The sequence below is a fragment of the Flavobacterium marginilacus genome, assembly GCF_026870155.1.
GTDB classification, from domain to species: Bacteria; Bacteroidota; Bacteroidia; order Flavobacteriales; family Flavobacteriaceae; genus Flavobacterium; species Flavobacterium marginilacus.
In genome coordinates this window covers 2,077,601-2,098,991 of the sequence record NZ_CP113975.1, presented here as the reverse complement: position 1 = coordinate 2,098,991, position 21,391 = coordinate 2,077,601, and the positions used below count along the sequence as shown (strand labels likewise).

At 32.4% G+C, this 21,391-nt stretch carries 21 protein-coding genes and 2 pseudogenes; 12 read left to right on the top strand and 11 right to left on the bottom strand.

Annotation, left to right across the window (positions count from 1 at the left end; genetic code table 11):
* Positions 1 to 22 precede the first annotated feature (22 nt).
* The 7 genes from OZP07_RS08965 to OZP07_RS08935 all read right to left on the bottom strand — a co-directional run bounded on the left by OZP07_RS08965 (position 23) and on the right by OZP07_RS08935 (position 4,146).
* Positions 23 to 244: a DUF2188 domain-containing protein gene (locus OZP07_RS08965; protein ID WP_281638058.1), complete on the bottom strand. Its 222-nt coding sequence runs from the start codon at positions 242 to 244 to the stop codon at positions 23 to 25.
* Positions 245 to 747: 503 nt separating this feature from the next.
* Positions 748 to 915, bottom strand: a complete 168-nt coding sequence (locus tag OZP07_RS08960; RefSeq protein ID WP_281638057.1) for a hypothetical protein — start codon at positions 913 to 915, stop codon at positions 748 to 750.
* A 79-nt stretch (positions 916 to 994) separates the two neighbouring features.
* Entirely contained in the window at positions 995 to 1,168 is a 174-nt protein-coding gene (locus tag OZP07_RS08955; protein ID WP_281638056.1) for a hypothetical protein, read from the bottom strand.
* Positions 1,169 to 1,365: 197 nt separating this feature from the next.
* Positions 1,366 to 1,752 carry a hypothetical protein gene (locus OZP07_RS08950; RefSeq protein WP_281638055.1) on the bottom strand — a complete coding sequence of 129 codons (387 nt, stop codon included), beginning with the start codon at positions 1,750 to 1,752 and terminating at the stop codon, positions 1,366 to 1,368.
* A gap of 50 nt (positions 1,753 to 1,802) precedes the next feature.
* The gene (locus OZP07_RS08945; RefSeq protein WP_281638054.1) at positions 1,803 to 2,867 is read right to left on the bottom strand and encodes an XRE family transcriptional regulator; all 1,065 of its coding nucleotides are present in this window, start codon (positions 2,865 to 2,867) and stop codon (positions 1,803 to 1,805) included.
* A 214-nt stretch (positions 2,868 to 3,081) separates the two neighbouring features.
* Positions 3,082 to 3,360, bottom strand: a complete 279-nt coding sequence (locus tag OZP07_RS08940) for a hypothetical protein (protein ID WP_281638053.1) — start codon at positions 3,358 to 3,360, stop codon at positions 3,082 to 3,084.
* A gap of 63 nt (positions 3,361 to 3,423) precedes the next feature.
* Positions 3,424 to 4,146, bottom strand: a complete 723-nt coding sequence (locus OZP07_RS08935; RefSeq protein ID WP_281638052.1) for a hypothetical protein — start codon at positions 4,144 to 4,146, stop codon at positions 3,424 to 3,426.
* Positions 4,147 to 4,726: 580 nt separating this feature from the next.
* Here OZP07_RS08935 and OZP07_RS08930 point away from each other — a divergent pair.
* From OZP07_RS08930 to OZP07_RS08885, 10 genes and pseudogenes are all read left to right on the top strand, one after another.
* The gene (locus OZP07_RS08930) at positions 4,727 to 4,999 is read left to right on the top strand and encodes a DNA-binding protein (protein ID WP_281638051.1); all 273 of its coding nucleotides are present in this window, start codon (positions 4,727 to 4,729) and stop codon (positions 4,997 to 4,999) included.
* A 769-nt stretch (positions 5,000 to 5,768) separates the two neighbouring features.
* Positions 5,769 to 7,262, top strand: coding sequence for a Fic family protein (locus OZP07_RS08925; protein ID WP_281638050.1), 1,494 nt, complete (start codon positions 5,769 to 5,771; stop codon positions 7,260 to 7,262).
* A gap of 409 nt (positions 7,263 to 7,671) precedes the next feature.
* Positions 7,672 to 8,010, top strand: coding sequence for a hypothetical protein (locus OZP07_RS08920; RefSeq protein WP_281638049.1), 339 nt, complete (start codon positions 7,672 to 7,674; stop codon positions 8,008 to 8,010).
* A 294-nt stretch (positions 8,011 to 8,304) separates the two neighbouring features.
* Entirely contained in the window at positions 8,305 to 9,228 is a 924-nt protein-coding gene (locus OZP07_RS08915; protein ID WP_281638048.1) for a hypothetical protein, read from the top strand.
* 4 nt (positions 9,229 to 9,232) lie between these two features.
* Positions 9,233 to 11,212 (top strand): TonB-dependent receptor plug domain-containing protein, encoded by a 1,980-nt coding sequence (locus OZP07_RS08910; protein WP_281638047.1) that lies wholly within the window; start codon positions 9,233 to 9,235, stop codon positions 11,210 to 11,212.
* A 3-nt stretch (positions 11,213 to 11,215) separates the two neighbouring features.
* A complete protein-coding gene (locus OZP07_RS08905; protein ID WP_281638046.1) occupies positions 11,216 to 11,611 on the top strand; it encodes a hypothetical protein in 396 nt (131 codons plus the stop codon).
* Positions 11,612 to 11,638: 27 nt separating this feature from the next.
* Complete coding sequence (locus OZP07_RS08900) at positions 11,639 to 12,502, top strand: MbnP family protein (RefSeq protein WP_281638045.1); 864 nt, start codon at positions 11,639 to 11,641, stop codon at positions 12,500 to 12,502.
* Positions 12,503 to 12,564: 62 nt separating this feature from the next.
* Positions 12,565 to 13,587, top strand: coding sequence for a cytochrome-c peroxidase (locus tag OZP07_RS08895; protein ID WP_281638044.1), 1,023 nt, complete (start codon positions 12,565 to 12,567; stop codon positions 13,585 to 13,587).
* Positions 13,580 to 13,729: pseudogene (locus OZP07_RS08890) on the top strand (IS1595 family transposase); the annotation flags it as partial. The gene OZP07_RS08895 and the pseudogene OZP07_RS08890, both read left to right, overlap by 8 nt.
* Positions 13,730 to 14,367: 638 nt before the next feature.
* Positions 14,368 to 15,085, top strand: a pseudogene (locus tag OZP07_RS08885) (IS1595 family transposase).
* A gap of 208 nt (positions 15,086 to 15,293) precedes the next feature.
* Here the strand turns inward: OZP07_RS08885 and OZP07_RS08880 are convergent.
* A complete protein-coding gene (locus OZP07_RS08880; RefSeq protein WP_281638043.1) occupies positions 15,294 to 16,268 on the bottom strand; it encodes a substrate-binding domain-containing protein in 975 nt (324 codons plus the stop codon).
* 323 nt (positions 16,269 to 16,591) lie between these two features.
* Between OZP07_RS08880 and OZP07_RS08875 the strand changes: the two genes are divergently transcribed.
* On the top strand, positions 16,592 to 17,404 hold the full coding sequence (locus OZP07_RS08875; RefSeq protein WP_281638042.1) for an SDR family oxidoreductase: 813 nt from the start codon (positions 16,592 to 16,594) through the stop codon (positions 17,402 to 17,404).
* Between the two features lie 23 nt (positions 17,405 to 17,427).
* Positions 17,428 to 18,585 carry a mannonate dehydratase gene (gene uxuA, locus OZP07_RS08870; protein WP_281638041.1) on the top strand — a complete coding sequence of 386 codons (1,158 nt, stop codon included), beginning with the start codon at positions 17,428 to 17,430 and terminating at the stop codon, positions 18,583 to 18,585.
* Between the two features lie 389 nt (positions 18,586 to 18,974).
* Here the strand turns inward: uxuA and OZP07_RS08865 are convergent, their stop codons facing one another.
* The 3 genes from OZP07_RS08865 to OZP07_RS08855 form a co-directional block, all read right to left on the bottom strand.
* On the bottom strand, positions 18,975 to 19,409 hold the full coding sequence (locus OZP07_RS08865; protein WP_281638040.1) for a hypothetical protein: 435 nt from the start codon (positions 19,407 to 19,409) through the stop codon (positions 18,975 to 18,977).
* A 144-nt stretch (positions 19,410 to 19,553) separates the two neighbouring features.
* Positions 19,554 to 20,492 (bottom strand): CFI-box-CTERM domain-containing protein, encoded by a 939-nt coding sequence (locus OZP07_RS08860; RefSeq protein ID WP_281638039.1) that lies wholly within the window; start codon positions 20,490 to 20,492, stop codon positions 19,554 to 19,556.
* Positions 20,493 to 20,593: 101 nt separating this feature from the next.
* Positions 20,594 to 21,262: a response regulator gene (locus OZP07_RS08855; protein WP_281638038.1), complete on the bottom strand. Its 669-nt coding sequence runs from the start codon at positions 21,260 to 21,262 to the stop codon at positions 20,594 to 20,596.
* Positions 21,263 to 21,391: the final 129 nt, after the last annotated feature.

Genomic DNA, 21,391 nt, shown 5'->3' with positions numbered 1-21,391 from the left:
TTTAGGCTTGTTGAGCTAATCCTTATCCTTTTGGAGGATATGGATCATTCCCATAGCTATCCTTAGCTCGAATTTGCCCATTCGGTCTATGAATAACTAGTTCTGATTCTTGGTTTTTTGCAATTGGCCTTGCGAAATCAATCGCTTCCTTTTGCGTTGAAGTAATTTTTGTGTACTTCGAATTTCCTGCACCTTTTACGGCAAACCCATCCTTGTGGGGTACTACATGCTGATTTTTTCCCATCTTTTTATAATGTTTAGGGATTATCATTCAAACTTATTCGGTATCGAATATCACCGAAAAAGGAAAGTGTTAAAAAATTTGTAGGAGAAAAATAAAAAATTATATTTGCACACCCAAAATAATGAACCTCCTCTTCAAGGATTCATAAAATTTAGTCCAACCGTGAGAAGTTTTTGACTAATCTTAATTAACAAAATAATAGCATCAATTTTGAGGCCAGCGTATTTCAGGGAATTAAACATTCTACAAACTACAAAGATACTCGTCAAAATGCTTAATAATGACAATATGTCACCCGTACTAGTGAAAAATCTATTTTTTTCTGACAGTTTTATTCATTTATGTCAGTAAAATATTCACTGTTGGTTCGAGTGTATATATCTCAATATTAATGATATCATAATAATGATCAAACATACAAACATTGAAATTCAATCTTACATTCTCTGATTTATGGAATTTATTTAAACCGAGTTTTATTTATAAAAGCTCGGTTTAGAAATCTACTTCAACGTCTTAACCACCAAAGAAACAGCAATCACTAATGTGGTAGCAATAGCAATAGCTTGAATCAATTCTGCCGCTTGTCCATAAACTGTAAAACAGTTATTTTTATGGCAAACAGTAGCTTTTGGGCTCGGTTGAAATCTTGTGATCTTATTATTAGTCATAAGAATTCTATCTTTTTAGTTATACAATAGTATAGCGCCTTGAAAGGCGCTATACACCTAATTACTCTCAATAAAGAAATTATTTTTCTTTAAGAACTCCTTTAAAAGGATTGCCATCTTGCTTAACATCCATAAAGCGACCAGTGTTAGCATCACGCTTAACCCATTGCTCGGTTGTTGGATTATAAGTCTGACTTCTTTCCTTAACGGTGCCATTACGGTGCCCATCTCCGGGTGTACCATTTTTTGCCATGGTGATCAGATTTAGTTCAATCAAACAATTTAAAACTGAGGCGTTTGATTAAAAACCCAAGGAATAATTAGGTAATAAATAGAAATCTATTACTTTTGCAGAAGAAATTAAGAGCGCCTAAACTTTTATTTCAACTGACCGAAGCGATATTCCTATTTGCTTCGGTTATTTTATTAATAAATTTTCATACTCGTATCTCAAATATTTCGATTATTCTCCATCATAATTAGCATATTATTGATATAATCAATTTGTGCTTGTTGAATATTAATTGATTTAAGAATTTGTTCGTAATTATATACTACAACTCCATTTTCTTCAGCAAGTCTTTTAGTCAATTTACATTCTGTGACGATTGGAATATTATTTTCCTTTGCATAATAAACCGATGACATTCCTGGTAATCCAATTGGATATTGTTCTGTTTTTAATTCATTGAAAAAACTGTAAAAATTAGAGCCTGATTCAAATAAAATTATTTTTTCTTCTCCAGATAGAACATTAAGACTCTGTCTTTCTGTAGCTGTTAAATAATTTTTGGTCATGTAAAGATTCGAAAAATAAAAATCTGCACTTTTCAACATATTTAAAAGCTTTAAACATGTTATTAATTCTATGTCATTTAGCACTATCATTAGAATAAAAACTCTTGATTTATAGCACTACTGCTTAATTTAGACATAGGAATATCAGAAAGTTCGCTTGCTAAATCTTTTGTTATTGCCCCTTCTCTTAAACCTTTAGCAAGTAGATAATTAAATCTGCTGACTTTTTCTCTTCCATTATATTCAATGTCTTTATCAGTCCATGATCTATAGATGTCTTGCCATTGCTTATATTTTTCCCAGTTAATTAATCTAACATTCACCATTCGTACTAAAATAGCCTGTATAGATATACCATATTTACTTTTAATTCTTTTAAGCTCCTCAAGAGTGATGCTAACTGTTGAGTTTATATATGATTTAAGAATTTCTTCTGGTAATAGCATTGCTCCAGCAAATTGATCGCAATAACGCTCGATCTTATCTTTATTTTCATTTTCATTAAATATTAGCAATAAATGAGCGAGTTCATGAAGAATCGTAAACCTCCTTCTTGAGACATCTGTACTTTTAGCATTGACAACAATTATAGGTGTACTTTTAACCCAACAAGAAAAACCTACAAAATCTTCATCTTCAACAACTTCAAATATCTTAACGCCCAAGTCTTCTAAAAAAATAATTAAGTTATATATCGGAGTATCCTCAAATTTCCATTTTTTTCTTAAAATTTTTGCAGCCTGTTCAACATTTTCATTTGAAGAAATTACATCAAAATTCTTTAACGGATTTGTGAAAGCAATACTTTCATTCATAATCTTTTCCAACTTAGTATAAGTAGAGTATTTTTTATATAAAAGACCAAGTATCTTTTTCGTGAAATAATCTACATCCATTTCAAGTTTATTAGCTTCTCTAAACTCAATACTTTTAATTACAAATTCATTAGAAGTATAGTTGATCGGCTTTAATATTTCTGAAATGTCCATTCCAAACGCCTCTGCTAATTGAGCCATTTGTGATGATTTAATTTCTCTTTGACCTTCTTCAAATTTCTGGATATATGATTTTGAGAAATTTGCTCGAATTGCTAGGTCATCTTGCGAAAAACCTCTCTCTACACGTAACTCTCTTATTCTTTGTCCAATATTCATTATCTATTTTTTTTCAAAGATATAATAAACACACATAAAAAACAAATTAATTAATTATTTTTAAATTTTGTGTGTCATTTTTTTTAAATTTTTGAACCCAGCTCAACGAAGTGTCCATCCCTAAGCCGTGAAAAAATCTCATTACTTTGCTTTTTAAAAAAGTTCTTGCAAACTAAAAAACGATAAAAATCTCCTGACTCATATCTTTATAAAACTAATCATTTATATAAGAAAATCCATTGTTTTGAGCAATAGTGATTAATGGCTGTATACTTTCTTTATACCTTAAATAATCAAAATCATTAGAATTTTCCAATTTTGGAAATATGGTGAGATAATCTTCTATTAACCTGTTTTTAGGATTTTCATTGTAGATGATTTCAAAAGCGGTCTTTTGAAGATTGAAAAACTTGTCAAAATATTTATCAATAGAAGGAAGCCTATCACTTTTTGAACAATTGAAACTTTTATCTATTGGAATTAAATTCCACATTAAATCGTGGGAGACAAAAGCATGCGGGATAAAATGGTCAATCGCAAAATTATCTATCTGCAGTTAATTGTTTGTAAAAATGCAGTTTACTGATCCTAATTCTTTAAAAACAATATTCCAATAATTGGTTCTTTGTTTAGTTAATGCGTTTCTAGTCGCAGGTTTTATCAGCTTATTAGGAATATCCGGAACATTCGGATTCCTTGATTGCAGAAACAATGACAAATTCCAATAACAGAAATCTTTGAGAATTTTTGAGTTCAATTTTAAATAATTAATCCATATAGGATTAATGATAATTGATTCATCGTGTAGACCATAAAGACAACCATTCTCAAAATTTTGAGAAGATGAATAAATTCGTTTTTTATAATTTGAATCATTTTCGCCTTGTATTTTTGGAAACCAAGGAGATAAAAACCAATGAGGTACATTTAGATTAAAGTGGTCAAGAGACTTTTGGGTTTCAATTTTTTTGGAATTCTCTAAAACTGAAATCAGATTATCTTTTTTGATGTCGATTGCTAAGCTTTCGAATTTTAAAATATCCTGGACTGCTTTTTGAATTAAATCCTGTTTCCCGAAAGAGACATGAAAGTAATTTACGGTGTACCAGGAATTACTTATCATTCTTGAAAAAATAGCTCTTTTTTTGATATTTGTCTGGCCATTCTCAACTAACTCAATAATGGCAATTAACCAATAAAACTTATACGTAGCAGAAGTATTAGCAAATGAAGAGGCTAATTTATTGGTTGTTAAAGTATCTGAAAAAGGTAAATTCATTAAAGATTGAAGTTGTTATAATTACGAAATTGAAATCATTTAAATTTCCAGAAATGCTTCAAGATGTAAATCAAATGACTAATAAATAGTATCAGGAATTTAAAATAATTACAAATATATTTTTCACGAATTTAGGTATATTATAAACAGATTTGATCTCTTTAGACTGCTTTTATTTTCAGGGGTAGTAACTGTAATTGTTAGGATGTTTAATATTATTTGGAGTGCTATTGTTAAAAACGGCACGTTGGATCAATAAAAAATTGATAAAGGCTCGATAGTCTATCGATAATGCATCCCATATTTAAGATTCTTAATAAATTAAATATCACCTAAAGTGGGTAATGTTAAAACTACTTACATCTATGTATGATTCCATTTTTCTGCAGTTTTTTTCTCTCTTATAAAATCAATTTATTATCTATAGATTGATACCGCAAAGGCCGAGATTGTTTAATATTTTAAAGTACTGTGTACGGACTTTGAATGCCTAACAACGACTTAAAGCACTACTTTTAAGTAACAAATAAGATTCCGATCTAACTTAGACTATTTAATGATAAAAAATAGGAGGCGGAAGATGAACGACAATATAACTAAAGATGATTTGAGACAATTTGGTCAATTGCTGGTAGAGCAGTTCAAACAAATTATAGAGAACAGTCAAAATAAAGAAGATAACGACTTAAATCCAGAATGGCTTAAAAGCCGTGTTGTAAGGAAACTGATGGACATGTCTGCAGCGTCATTACAGAATCTCCGGATAACGGGAAAAGTGCGCTTCAAAAAAGTTTTAGGATCTTATTATTACAACAAATCAGATTTAATGAATCTGTTCAACGATACAAAATAATGAGACTAAAAAAACTTTTAAAGTACCTTTCAATTTTAGAAGAGGATAATAGGCTTAATGTTTGGCACTTTGCACTTTTGAGTGCAATTCTTTGTCTCGCTTATAAACAAGGACACACATGCATCATTAAAGTGAGCCGCAGCAAAATAATGTCACTTTCACATATCAGCACACTGCCAACCTATCATAAATACTTTAAGGAGTTACAGCAAATGGGCTATATAAATTACCGGCCCTCCTACCATCCTGGGTATCGAAGCGAAGTGGAAATAACAATAAAGCCGCTAAAGCAGTAAGGCTTTTTCTGAATTGATATGTAATTAAAATTTCTATAAGTATAATGTGCAGCTTTGCCATCTGAGGTTAGGGTTTGTTGCTCAAGCTCCCATAATCCTGGAGCAAAGACAATATTTACATTTAGAAATACAAGCCATTACTTAACTTCGAATCAATAACGAGATGTTTTTTTTGATCTAATCAAACCTAGAAATAATAATGCTTATATAAATATTCTTTATGATTTACATTTACTAATTTTAGCACAATTGAATTTACTAATTCAAACACATTGGTATTTACTAATTTTACCACGATTATGTTTACTAATTTTAATACATTTGCATATACTAATTTAACCACATACTTACGTATGCAAATTTTTAAGTAAATTATAGTATAGCTAACAATAATATAATTAAAAATGGCGACACCAAAAGAAAGATTTATAGAAGCACTTACTTTTCTTAAAGACTTACAAGAGAAGGACATTGTGGGGATACATACCGATGATATCCCTAATGCAAAATATCGACAGCTATTGGTAAAAAACGGCTTCATTCGAGAGGTCTCCAAAGGCTGGTATATTGCAACAGATCCAATTGAAAAAGAAGGAGAAACAACTGCCTGGTTTAGTTCATACTGGGATTTTATTTCTCAATTTCTTAATAAAAAATATGGGGAGAACTGGTGCATATCTGCTGATCAATCACTGCTTATACATTCTGGAAACTGGTCAGTACCACAGCAGTTAATTGTTCGCTCCCCCGAAGGCAACAACAAACCAACCCCATTGCCATACAATACATCACTTTTCAATCTAAAGACTACTATAGTATCACCTGATCAAATCGAGATACAAAGAGGAATAAAGATGTACAATCTGCAGAGTGCTCTTATCTATAGCAGCTCTTCTTTTTATACTCACAATGCAATTGATGCCCGTACGACACTTTCAATGATCAGGGATGCCTCTGAGTTATTGCCAATATTACTGGAGAATGGACATACCACACTCGCTGGGCGTTTAGCCGGTGCATTTCGCAATATACATCGTGACAGAATAGCAGATCAGATCATTGAAACATTCAAGGCAGCAGATTACGATATTCGCGAAGAAGACCCATTTAACAATAAGCTTGATATCAAATTATCTCCGCGCGAACGATCGCCCTATGCTAACCGCATTCGCTTAATGTGGATGCAGATGCGCGAAGATATTATAAATATCTTTCCTGGTCAGCCCGGACTACCCAAAGACACTAATTCATATCTTAAAGAAATTGATGATATTTTTATTACTGATGCTTACCATTCATTATCAATTGAACGCTATCGTGTAACACCGGAATTAATTGTCAAAGTGAGCAGTGGCAAATGGGATGCAAAAGAAAATGAGGAAGATCGAAAACAAAGGGACGCTATGGCCGCAAGAGGTTATTATCAAGCATTTACACAAGTTAAAGAGACAATTAAAGAAATCTTAAAGGGAGCAAACCCTGGCTCCGAAGTAGACAAAGATCATTCCAAATGGTACAGAGAACTATTTGATCCAAGTGTAGCTGCTGGCATATTAAAAGCATCGGATCTGGCAGGATATCGAAATCATCAAGTCTATATTGGAAACTCTAAACACACACCGCTTAACGTCGAGGCTATGCGTGATACTATGCCAATTCTTTTTGAATTACTTGAACAAGAAAGTGAAGCCTCGGTACGTGCTGTTTTAGGACATTTCATATTTGTATTTATTCATCCCTATATGGATGGAAATGGAAGAATGGGACGTTTTCTTTTAAATGCTATGCTGGCCTCCGGTGGATATCCATGGACAGTAATACCTGTTGAAAAAAGGGATGAATACATGCAGGCACTGGAAAAAGCCAGTGTAGATCAGAATATTATTCCATTTGCAACATTCCTTGGATATTTGGTAAATGAAACACTAAAAGGAAAAGCAGTTGCTGAATTACCCCCTACCCTATAAAAAATCCAATAAAACCGATCAATTCTGCTTCACCATTTAATACAAATACTAGATATGAAATAGTTAAGAAATTGCAATAGATCAAATCATATTTTGAAATTGATGCTAATAATTCAAAAGTTAAAGCAGTTAACTTTCGAGACGATGAATTATTACCATTAATAAGAGGTTACATAATACAGCTTTTATCAAACATTAAAAAATATAGAAATAATGATTCAACCTCTTACTAATATAGCTCAAATCTACATCAGCAAAAATAAAACTCATTTAAACAACAATAAATCCAAAATTAAAAATAGTATTTTCTTTTAAGATAAGTTTATCTTAAAAGAAAATACTATTTTTGCGTCACTAAACAAAAACTAGTCTGAAACGATTTTTTGTCATATTACTTTCGTCTATATTATTGCTTCCTTCTTTCGGAAATATAATTATATATGCCAAATTCAAAATCAACCAAGACGAGATTGCCAAAACTATTTGTGTACAAAGAAAAATTGCCAATAATACCTGTAACGGACATTGTGAACTTCGTAAAACCTTAAAAAAATACGATTCTAATGAAAGAAAAATGCAGAATGTCCTAAAAGATAAAATAGAGATTGTTTATATCCAGCACACTACCGAACTGGATTTGAGTATTTTTCCTGCCATTGAAGTAAAAGACAGCCCTTCTGTTTTGTTTAAAAAGAAACCCCTTGGAGCTACTGGCTTTATTTTTCACCCCCCACTATATTCTGTATAGATATCATTTCAGTTTCAATTTGTGTGCAAATTATTTAATATGATTGTTGTTAAATCAACTATTCATTAATAGTAGGCATCCTAAATTCAAGTTTCTATGAAATTAAAATCATAGACTTTATAACTCTTGATACTGAAACCACTGATTCCCTGCGGTATCAAAAAGCATCTATTTCTTGTATGCTTTATTTACGCATCATTTCATCAGTCCTGATTTATGGCATCGCTCATTTTGATTTTAAAAATCATAGCGTTTGTATGCCGCAATTAAACCCTTTTAGACTATTCATTTATAATGAGATATTTTAATTTTTTTCTAATCGCAATAGTATTTGTGATTACCTCCTGCACGATTGACAAAACAGATTACGAAGCTGAAATCAGCTTAGAAGTACCTGAATATTATGAATTTAAAGAAGCGGTTTCGTTTACCAGCGGTAACTATAAAATTAGCATTGACGCACTAAACGGAACTTTTTATAAAGGTTACAACGAACTTCATCTGAAAATCATCAATACACAGACAAACCAGAATGTAACTGCATCGGATGTCACTTTTTTACCCCTAATAAGCAACATTAATGGGAGTAAAAGTTCTTGTCCTCATCAGTCGAATTTAGAATATGATACTGTAAATAAATATTATACTGGATATTCCGTATTTACAAATGAAACTGCAACAGCCAATAGCTGGAAATTATATGTAAGTTTTACTGAAGCCAATAAGAAACAGGAGCTTGCTACCACTATTACTGTTGAAAAACAAAGTAACATGAATCTTAATATGACAGCCTTTACAGGAAATGACGGCGAACAATATTATATTGCTTTGCTATCACCCCAAAAACCAACAGTTGCCGAAAACAAATTGGTTGCTGGTATTTACAAATACAATAAACCGACTACCGCTGCAGGAACGTTTCCAGATGCTTCGCAATTTTCCTATTCTCAAGTAAGCGGCTACACTTTAAAACTCGATCCTAGAATGCCGGAACCTTCTATGGGAAATCATTCTTCGCCCAATAACGTCGATTTGACGCAGCAGAATGATGGTTTGTATCACGGAATAGTCAACTATACAATGACAGGAAATTGGACTTTGAATTTAATCTTAATGAATCAAAATGGGCTGATTTTAAAAGGAACGGTAGTCCCAACAGATTTTACACCGGGAGTTGAAGGAGTGAAGAGTGAACTTTATATTGATACCTTATTCTAATAAAATGAAATATTTAATACTGCTGCTTTTTGCAGCGATGTCTGTTACAGCCCAAAATAAACCTACTCATAACGATAGCATAAACAAGCTGAAAGATGTAAAAGTGATTACTGCTGTCAAAAATAAAATTGAAACAGAGATGAAAATGGCTGTTTCAGTGGATGATTTTTTATCTTCTTTGGACAATATTAGTTTCATAAAACGTGGTGCTTACGCTTGGGAACCTCTGCTCAATAATATGAGTACAGAACGCTCTACACTTACTATCGATGGAATGCACGTTTTTGGAGCCTGTACCGATAAAATGGATCCTATTACTTCTTATGTAGAAAGTAATAATCTTTCGGGAATTGATATAAAATCAGGACAAGAAGGAAGTCTTCACGGGGCAACCGTTGCGGGAAGCATCGATTTAAAAAGAAAAAGCACTCCTTTTAGTTTGGAAAAAAAATGGAACGGAGCTTATCAAAGCGGATTTGAGTTTAATAACAAGCAGTTTTTCAATCTTGGAAATATCTCTTACTCCTCTTCTAAATTTGTAGCCGATGGAAGTATTTCTTATCGAAAAGCGGCTAACTATTATGATGGAAATGACAAGGAAGTAAATCATTCACAATATAAAAAATTCAACAGTTCGTTAGGCTTGGCTTATAAAACAGCTGCTTTGTCTTCGGTACGGGTAGATGCTATTTTTGATATGGCAAAAGATGTTGGTTTTCCTGCCTTACCAATGGACCTGTCGCTTTCGCGTGCGCTGATTACTTCGGCTTCTTACAAGCAGTTATTTGAAAAAGGATTGGTAAGAGTGGTCGATACTAAGATTTATTTTAACACCATTGAACATTATATGGATGATACCACTCGCCCAGAAAATCTCGTTCACATGGATATGCCGGGCTGGAGCACGACTTATGGTTTGATCTCGAAAGCAAATTTGAAAAAAAATAGTTATTCTTCTGAAATCCAATTGAACGCCTACGATAATTTATCTATTGCAGAAATGCGTATGTATCCGCAAGATCGAAGTAAGAGAACGATGTTTGCCTACAGCTGGCCTTGGGTAACGACCCGATATGGCGGTCTCTCTATGAATAATGTCTGGGATATTTCAGAAAAAAGTGAACTGAATTTAGGTGGCTCTTTAGGCGTGAATTATAATTATTCAAAGTATGCAGAATTCAATTGGATTTTCCATCCAGGAACACCTCAGGAAAAAACGAGATTTTTGCCTAGTCTTCACGCTGGCTATAATTTGAATATTGATGATTTTAATTTCTCTGCTGGAACTGGATATGGGCATCGAGCGCCTTCTGTTTCCGAAGGTTACGGCTATTATATTTACAACAGTTTTGACCGTTACGACTATATTGGAAATCCCGATTTAAAAAATGAAATCTCCTATGAAGTTAATGCCAGTGCGGGATTTGAAAAAGAACAATTCAGCGTTCAGGGAAAAATCAATTATTTCTACATCCAAAATTATATCATCGGTAAGGTGTTAAGTATGGGAAGCCCGATGAATTATCAGTCGGTGGGAGTAAAAAGTTATACTTCATTAGATTATGCAAAACTTTTAAATATGTCTATGAATGTGAGTTATGACGTTTTGGAGCATTTACATTGGAAAGGAATGCTGACTTATGCTCGTGGAATGGACAATAAAGGAGGAAATCTACCATTTATCCGCCCATTAAGTTATCAGACTTCGCTTCATTTTATGCACGAAAATTTTGGAATTCAGACTTCCATTAATGGTGATTTTGAACAAATTAATTACAGTCCCGAATATGGAGAAGACCTAACCAAGGCTTATACCATTTGGAATCTTTCTGCCGATTATACTTTTAATATTAATAAAGTTAAAGCGGTTGTGCAGCTTGGTGCAGAAAATTTATTAAATGAATATTACAGTACTTATGCCGATTGGGGAAATATTCCAAGAATGGGGCGCAATATTTTTACCTCTTTAAAATTGAATTTTTAAAAAATGAAAAAAGTTTTTAGCATAACAATGACAATGCTATTCCTGCTGGTGGCTTTCCAGCAGGCATTGATTATTGTGCACTTTAAACTGAATCAAAAAGAAATAGAGAAAGAGTTCTGCATTAACAAAGATAAGCTAGAAATGCAATGTCACGGCAAATGTCATTTGAAGAAAGAACTGCAAAAAACAGATAATACCGACTTAGAACTTACTGGCATCAGTAAAAAAATTGATATTATCTTGAACACGAATTATGATTTTACAGTCTCTTTCCCAGAAACAATACTATGTGATAAAGTATCGATCTATAAAGAATTTAGATTAATAGAACCGCATCTTGAAATTTTTGTACCGCCTCCTATCCTATTATTGATTCAGTCGTCGAAATTAGTAAAATAGAAATACAAAAAATTAAATTAATATAAAATGCAAAAATTAAAAAAATACCTTTTATTATCTGCTGCCGCATTGGCATTCGCATCATGTTCTAATGATGACGAACCAGCCGCAAACAATGTAACGTTAGAATTCAACAATACTTTTAAAAATACGCCTATTGTTCTTGGTAATGCAAGTGCTGCAGCAGCTACAGTAAATACATCTGCAGCAGGACAGTTACATCATTTTTCCGAATTGAAATATGTGATTAGCAATATACGTCTTATCAAAGAAGATGGAACAGAAATACCTTATAACGTAAACGATTTGGATAAAGGTGCCACCGTTATTGATCAGTCAAAAGCTGCAACACTTAGCTATGTGTTAAGCAATATACCATCAGCAGCTTATAAACAAATAAAATTCGGTTTGGGTATTAAACAAGATCAAAATACTTTAAATCAAACTAAATTTCCTAATTTCTACGCCACAGCTGGAGCTAACGATACAGAAATGATGTGGGAATGGGGAACTGGATACCGATTTACTAAAATTGAAGGTTTTTATGGTGCAGATAATAAAGAGATGTCTATTCACACAGGAAGTACAGTTGAAGGAACTGCTCCAAACTATACACAAGGCGTAGATGCTTACAGAGACATTACTTTAAATCTTACTACAAATGCAGTTGTTGGCAGCAACGCTCCTAAAATTAAAATTAAAGCCGATTTTGATAAACTATTGAGTGGCAAAACGAATACGATTACTTTGTCAACGGGAACTGGTATGAATAACAATGCGACACCTAATATTCACACTGCCGTTCAGATGGTTAAGTTTGTTGACAATTTAGGAGGAAATGGTACAAGCGACATTTCGGGAATGTTTTCAGTTACTAGTGTAGAAAACTAAAATCATATTTCAGAGCCGTCTATTTTTCTTTGAGCATAGACGGTTCTGTTTTAAATTCATTTATGATGAAAAAAATAATCTGTTCCCTATTACTTTTATTATCGTTAACCTCCTGCAGCAATGATGATGCTGAAGTAATACCTTATAATAATCCAGAATTAGCACTGAATATTCCAGCTGATTTTCCAGAAACAAATAGTTTTGTACATTTAAATAAACCTACTCAATATGGAGTAATCTTAGGTAAAAAACTTTTTTCTGACAAAAGATTTAGCACAGATAATACGATTTCCTGTTCCAGCTGTCACATTCAAGCCAGTGCTTTTGCCGATCACAATCCAAAAGGCATCGGCGTAGAAGGCAGAATAGGACTCCGAAATACCCCATCAATCCAAAATCTGATGTTTATGAAATTTTATACTTGGGATGGAAGCAAATTGCAATTGGAGCAACAGCCTTTAGTTCCCATAATTACCCATGAAGAAATGGATTCTTCTATTTTGGAAATTATTGATAAAATTACAGGTGATGCTGCTTACAAAGATTTATTCCGAAAAGCATTTGGAGATGAAAATATTACTTCAGAAAGAATTTACAAAAGCATTGCACAGTTCGAATATACGCTTATTTCTGCCAACAGTAAATATGATAAAGTAAAACGAAAAGAAGCCGAAACTTTTACCGAAAGTGAAGCACAAGGATATCAAACATTTCAGCAAAAATGCATCAGCTGCCACAGTACAGAGTTATTCACAGACCAAAGTTTTAGAAACATTGGTTTTCCTTTAAATACGGATTCTAATGAAGCTGGCCGTGCTAGAGTCACAGGAATTACTGCTGATTATATGAGTTTTCGGGTTCCAACGTTAAGAAATATTGAATATACCGCTCCTTACGGAAGCTTTGGGCAATTTCCGACTTTAAAATCGGTTTTAGATTATTTGGATAACGGCGTTTTGAATGCTGACAATCTAGATCCTATTTTTAAAAATAACAACAACAGGATTCCTCTAACCGAGAAAGAAAAAAATAATTTAATTGCTTTTATGAAAACATTAGGCGACAAGGGATTTTTAGAAAACTAATCACAACAAGTTTACTATTCGCAAATTAAATTTTACAGAGACTGTAGTTTGTGTCATCGTATTGAAAGCCCTACATCCAATACAATTTTTTATAAAACAAAATTTTGGTATCCGTAAAGCTTTCGGAATTGTTTTTGAAATGAGGAATCACGCCCTAATAAGTTTATTGTCCTTAAAAATGTTTACTTTTGCAGTAATCATTGTATTATGTCGTTCTTTTAAAGTCAATCAGTTTCATGCAGGAAAGTTTAAAATAACCAAGATTTCAAGGGCTTTTTAAACTTATGGCAAAATCGTGGCACACCAGATTTTCACAAAGTAAAATATAGGCAATAGTGCGGGTTTTAGGACTTAGGTTCGATTCCCGGCGATTCCACAAAAACCCTTTCAATCTACTGATTTTAAGGGTTTTGTTTTTAAAATCCCCATTTTAGTTGCCATTTTACAGATGCTAATAACTTTTTCACACTACTATATCAAATAAAAACACCGATACATTTTACTATTATCTGAGTTTAATTATTCAATACTTACCTTAAGCCCTAATTCCTGTGTTACTTTCAGGAAAATATCTAAATATTACTTTGATGTAAGATTTTCATCCATTTCCTTTAAGATTACAGTCTTTGTTGTCAACTTCATAATTTCAAAGAAATTCCAAAACTCGGTTGGCATTAAGCAGTTAATTAGAATTTCAAGTTCTCCTACACTATTTTCATTCATTTATTATTTAATAGAAATGTAAAGATATTTTCTTATCTTTCTTAAAACAAAATTTTTATGGAATCATTCAAAGGAGGAAGCATTATCGATTTTTTCGACACATCCAAAACTGATTTAGATTGTTTAGAATATTTAGCATCAATAAAATGGAAAGGAGACTTTAGATGTTCAAAATGTAACCATAGTAAGTTTACTATTCGAAAGTTAAATTTTGCCAGAGATTGCAACTTATGTCATCATGTTGAGAGCCCAACGGCAAATACTATTTTCCCCAAAGTAAAATTTGGAACCCGTAAAGCTTTCGGAATTGTTTTTGAAATGAGTGCCACTACTAAAAGTTTATCCTCTTCTCAAATGGCAAAACCTTATTCAATTAGCCGGCCAACAGCATGGTTATACCATTTATGAATATAAAAAGAGCTTATTTTAAAAGAATTGACGATTATTCATCTGATGAACTCGGCAAGATTTTTCAAAGTCATATCTCACCGGAAGCAAAAGTAAAAACGATAAATGGACAGGATATAAACCGTTAAAAAAGTAATATAATATTGAACAAATTAAGAGCAATAACTCTGATTTTTTTTCAAAGGTAAAAGCATGGTTAAGAAGTACCTATTCTTGGATGCATGAGCTAAATATTGAAAAGTATCTTGATGAATATAGCTATCGATTAAATAGGTCGATACACAAGTAAAGCATATTTGACAATCTAATTATAAAGATGATGAATCAAAATCATATTGGTTTACAAAGAATTAAAATAAGTATATAACTTTAAACCTCTATTATTTAATTAAGGTTCTCCTTATTTTTGAGCTATATTATAAAAAAAACGACAACTATTTCTTCATCGGGATTTAATTTATTTCGTCTATTAAATTCAATTATCTTTTAATACTCTCATAAGTTGCATACCAACAATCATAAGTTTCTTTTGCAATTTTATAAAAACAACTTGGTTTATAGGTTTCAAGTTATGTTTATTCATTTAAACTCATGCTGTAATTTTCTTTTACAATTATATCAAGCGGTATAAAGTGAGCATCGTCTAAATTTTCATGCAGAATAATTTTCTTATAAAGATAATTGATTCCCATATATCCCTGTTCTTCTGGCTTTTGATTAATTAAAAAGTCAATTGCTCCCGAATTTAAATAGGTGATATTTTCTTTTAAGAGATCGTATCCGATTATTCTTATTCCTTTAATTTTATTTTCTTCCAAAAATTGTGCAACAACATATGCTCTGGAATTGGGAACGAATATACTGCAGCTATTTTTAAACATATCCAAAGTAAGCTGTCCAGCATCTGTAGTAATGCTTGTTTCCGAAAAACTAAAATTAGTTAGCTCTGGATGGTCTTCAAAAAAAGCATAAAACCCTTTAATACGTTGTAAATAAGTTGAAGTGCTGTCAATTTCTTTAGTAATTTTAACAATAAGTACATTCCGTTCATTTTTTACAGCAAAACTAATCAGCCTTCCTGCTAGGTAACCGCTTTTAAAAGCATCCTGACCAATATAAAAATGAGAGATTTCATTTTTTATATCTGAGTCAATCATAACTACTGGTGTATTTTTCCTTTTATAATCTGTTAGGAATGCTCGGGATTCTTCATGAAAGATAGGCGAAAAAAGCAGTCCGTCACATTCAAAATCAAATACCTCTGCAAACATTTTCTTAAATGAAACACTGTCAAAGTCATAAAGAAAGTAATGTAACTCAATACCAAATTTACCAAAATCTCCGCCAGCTTTCTTGATTCCGATTAACTGGCTTTCCCAATATTCCAGCTTCTCAGGCTTAGGCAAAAAAACAGCTATTTTAAATTTTTTATTGGAAGCTAGATTACTAGCAAAAATATTTCGCTTAAAACCATGCTCTTTAATGATAGCATTTACTTTATCAATATTTTCTTGTGATACCTGCCCCCTCTTGTGAATGATTCGGTCCACTGTGCCTGGGGAAACATTCGCTAATTCTGCTATTTTCTTTATTGTTATGATATTCTTCGAGATTTAAGTTAAAATTTTAAGTAAAGTCACAAAAATAATTTTTTTATTTCAAAAATCGCTTTTTTTAGTTAAATTTATATACATTTGCAATATCCGTGTGCGTACACGAAAAAAAATAAATTGAATTAAAAGAAAGGATTACATTTATATAGATATTCTTTAAATCTATATAAAATTGGTAACAAACAAAGCTTTGAATTAAAAACGTGTACGTACACGAAAACACAAAATAGAATCAAAACAAATTTAAATAATAATAAAAAATGAATACAATATTTAATTTAGATGGAAAAATAGCCCTTATTACAGGAGGTGCCGGTGTATTGGGAAGTAATATGGCTGAAGTATTAGCTAAACAGGGGGTTACTACAGGAATTGTCGGGCTTACTCTTGAAGAAGCACAAACAGCTGTGGACAGGATAGAAAGCAAAGGAGGAAAAGCATTTGCCGTAAAAGGAAATGTTTTAAATCAGGAAGAAATGGAAGCCATTCGCGATTTCATTATTGAAAAATACGGCCGTCTGGATATCCTAATCAATGCTGCAGGAGGTAATATGCCGGGTGCTACTATCGGACCGGATCAGGCAATTTATGATTTGAAGAAAGATCATTTACAAAAAGTTCTTGACCTTAACATTATCGGAACAATTTTGCCGTCTCAGGTATTCTCTGAGCTTTTTGCAAAACAAAAAAGCGGTGTGATTATCAATATTTCTTCAGCATCTGCAGAACGTCCTTTGACAAGAGTTGTTGGTTATTCGGCTTCAAAAGCGGCAATTGACAACTTTACTAAATGGATGTCTGTAGAATTAGCTTCAAAATATGGAGAAGGAATCCGCGTGAATGCTATTGCTCCAGGATTTTTTATCGGTGAGCAGAACAGAGCTTTATTACTGACTCCAGAAGGTGAACTGACGCCAAGAGGTATTACAATTATTGAACATACTCCAATGGGACGTTTTGGTGTTCCTGAAGATTTAGATGGAGTACTGCTTTTCTTGTGCAGTGATATGTCAAAATTCGTTACAGGAACCATTATCAAAGTTGATGGCGGTTTCGGGGCGAAAAGTATATAAATTAAATTTAAAATATAGAAATTATGGAACAAACATGGAGATGGTACGGACCAAATGACCCAGTACAATTAGCTGATGCAAGACAAGCTGGAGCAACCGGAATTGTAACTGCCTTACACCACATTAAAAACGGACAGGTGTGGGAAGTAGATGAAATCATGAAAAGAAAAAATGAAGTTGAGGCTGCAGGATTAACTTTTTCGGTTGTGGAAAGTATTCCAGTGCACGAGGACATCAAAAAACAATCAGGTGACTATTTGACTTACATTGAAAACTATAAACAAAGCATCAAAAACCTTGCCGCCTGCGGTGTTCATATTGTCTGTTATAATTTCATGCCTGTTTTAGACTGGTCAAGAACTGATTTGTCATATGAAATGCCGGATGGTTCCAAAGCTTTGCGTTTTGACATCAATGAATTTGCTGCTTTCGAATTATTTATTCTAAAACGTCCGGGAGCAGAAGATACCTATACAGAAGCACAAAAAGCGAAGGCGAAAGCCACTTTTGAAAAACTGACAGATGCCGATAAAATAAAATTACAGCAAAACATTATCGCTGGTTTACCAGGTGCTGAAGAATCGTATACTGTAGAAGATTTCCTGAAAGTGCTTCAAGGATATAACGGTATCGATGCTGATAGACTAAAAGAAAATTTATACTATTTCCTTCGCGAAATTGTTCCTGTAGCAGAGAGTGTTGGCGTAAAAATGGCTATTCACCCTGACGATCCTCCTTATCCGATTTTAGGACTGCCAAGAGTCGTGAGCACTGAAGCTGATTTAGTACAGCTGTTAAACGCCATTGATTCTCCTTCAAACGGATTCTGTATGTGTACAGGTTCATATGGTGTTATTGCTCAAAATGATTTATCCGGAATGATTGACCGTAACGGAGAGAAAATGAATTTTATCCACCTAAGAAGCACACAGCGCGATGAGGAAGGTAACTTCTATGAAGCCAATCACCTCGAAGGAAATGTAGACATGTATGAAGTGGTTAAATCTATCGTGAAAATGGAAAGAAAAACCAACAGAATCATTCCAATGCGCCCGGATCACGGACACCAGATGCTGGATGATCTGAAGAAAAAAACAAATCCTGGTTATTCAGGTATTGGCCGCTTGAGAGGTTTGGCCGAATTACGCGGTCTGGAACTGGGAATCAAAAGAAGTTTATAAATAACTGTATTCCGCCTTCACATTTTTGCGAAACAAATTTATGAAAGGCGGAATTTTTCAATAAAAGTTTAATTTATAAACAGAAAACATCCTGAATATTTGATAAAAAAGAAGCTCCAAAAAATATACTTAAAGCCTTAAGAGATACTAAAACATCTCTGTTGTAAAACAACAAAAGCATCCTGATTATGAGTTTCTCCTTGTTCTTTTGTAACTGATCTATCTTTATAAAAATCATTACGGAAAAAGTCAGGAAACTTTTTTCCTACTTAATGCTTCAATAAACTTTTAAAAAAAGTATCATTCCCCTAACCGATCTATTAATATTAGCAAGAGAATCAAGGGTTGGATTTAGCCCCCTTCGACTCCCTCTAATTCAGTTTCCGAAACTACCCTGTATTTTTCCTCCAGTTCCATATTCTTTGAGGAATCTCTTTCTGAAAGTCCATCGCCAGAGAGAATTTTTTACTAAAAATTGCATTTGTAAAAAGCTCATCCACATACTTTTGGTATATCCACGGCGTGTTTTTACGGTCAATCGTCTGCGAAACGATTATGTCAGCTTGCAAGTGCTTTTCCGCTTCCTCATCCATATTGTAATCCACCACAATTTTCTTTTCTAAAACATTAAAATTCTGAAAAAGGAAAAATTCTTTTGCTTTGTCATAAAAAGCCTTGTTAAGTTTTCCTTTTGACAATCCTGGATAAGTTAAATATACATTAACAAGCAAAACCGTTTTCTGCTTACCTGCTGATTCTGTCTGTGCATTAGTTTTATTCCCAAATGCTAAGATCAACATTGCTAAAAATATTCTTGTTTTCATTTTAATCTTCTTTTAAATTATAACTAATTCTAAAAAATTGTCTCTTGATGAATCTCCATTTATTTATAAGGCAAAATCTTTAGATTAATTTTGAAGCATCTTATTATAAATGGTATTCTTTTGGAGTCATAATATTCATAGCACTTATAAATAACGCCGAATGTAAGATCCATAGGCCCTAACAGCTTTTGAAAAACAATATAATGGTACTACAATTAGAGCAAAAGTTATACTTCTTAACATAACTGAATCTTTTATTTTATTAGCTGCTTTAGGGCTGTTTCTGTAATACCATTCAGTAAACTTTTGTCCCCAAAGTCTTTTTAATAACCAGCTGTCTCTAAAATACCTCAGTTCAAGTACTATCGGATGGTTATAATTACCCATTGCTGCTGTAGCTATAAAACAGCCGGAAGCAGATTTCGGATTGGTTACGTCATTATTAGGTAAAATCATATCTAATTGATATTTAGAAAATTGAAGTAATTCTCTTAATAATATGTTCTCATAATAATTACCGTCTAATTTATAAAAGTGTTCACCTGTATATTTAGAAACTGTGTTTGTATAATAAACACTTCTATAACCTTTTTCACAAGTTATTGCTGTTGGTTTCATTCTTACAACAAAATCCATAACCTTAAAATATTGAAATAATTTCTCTGAATAACAGCTCCATACTTTTATTTCAATACTATTTCTTTTAAAATTATGAAAATGAAGTGTACCAGCAGTTAAATGTAAAGCATTGAATTCTTGCTCAATTTTATTCTGAATGAACTTTGCACCTTCTACTATTTTATCAAAAATGATTGTTGAAAATTGATTAGCAATATTAGTTAATTCGTCTTCTTTATATATTGAAAATTTTAACACTGTCTCTACTGAACTCAAAACTTCTTTGTCTAACATCCTGTCAAACTTTGATAAATGTGAGGCGCAGTAACCTTTTCTTAACCAATTATTATGATTTTCTATGTTCATTTCTAAAAGACGATTATAGTAATCATATGCTAATTCATAATTTTCTGATTCAAATGCAGTGTCTGCTAAAATTTGGAGGTTTTCATTTTTTTCTAACATATTTTTTAATTTTCGTAAACATCTGTTTTATTATGCCTGATAAATAACTAACCGAAGATGCTTTCAAAAAATGCACCTTAACTTATTGTCTTCATATCCATCTAAAGCAATCCTATTTTTTTAGCTTTATTAACTAAATCTTTATCTGTTCCTTTTCCCTCTAAAAGCTGATCTTTTATATTAGCCTTTCTTTTTTCTATAGCACTCATTGAAAGAGGGATGTAGTTTGGGAGATTAATAGTTTTAACTCCTTGAGAAATTAAAATTAATATCTCATTGTCGTAATTGTCCCAATTAATATTCTTTTTAAATAATTCTCTTTGGGACTCCAGGATTGTTTTGCTTTGATAAGTATTCCCATCGATAATTTTTTTGAAAATAGACGGAAATGATTCAGAGGTTATATCATTTTTAGAAAAAAATCCTTCAGGTCTGATTTTTTTAATGATTCTATCTGTGGCTACGGGTTCACTATGCATAGTAATAATTATTACTTTGCAATCAGTAAACTTTTCTCTAATCAGCAAGGCTAAATCTACACCGTTATTAATATTAAACTCCTTATAAGGAGGAAGGCTAGAGTCTAATAAAACTAAATCAATATTTATCTGTCTTTTTAAACTTAAAAATATTTTATTATACGCATCTTCACAATTATAGCTTTTAATAAAATTCGGTTTGTTTTCTTGAAAATCAGTTTTTGATAATAGATTAATGTAGCCGTCTACAATTATTGGGATGTTGTCTACGACCAAAATTTCATAATTCATACTTTACAAAGTGGTTTATTGTTAATAAATAAAAATCACAAACTAAGTAGTACAATTATATGTAGTAATATTTAGTAGGTTAGAGTTTTGGGGAGGTTAATAAAGGGAGCAAACAGGGAATCAGCCGAA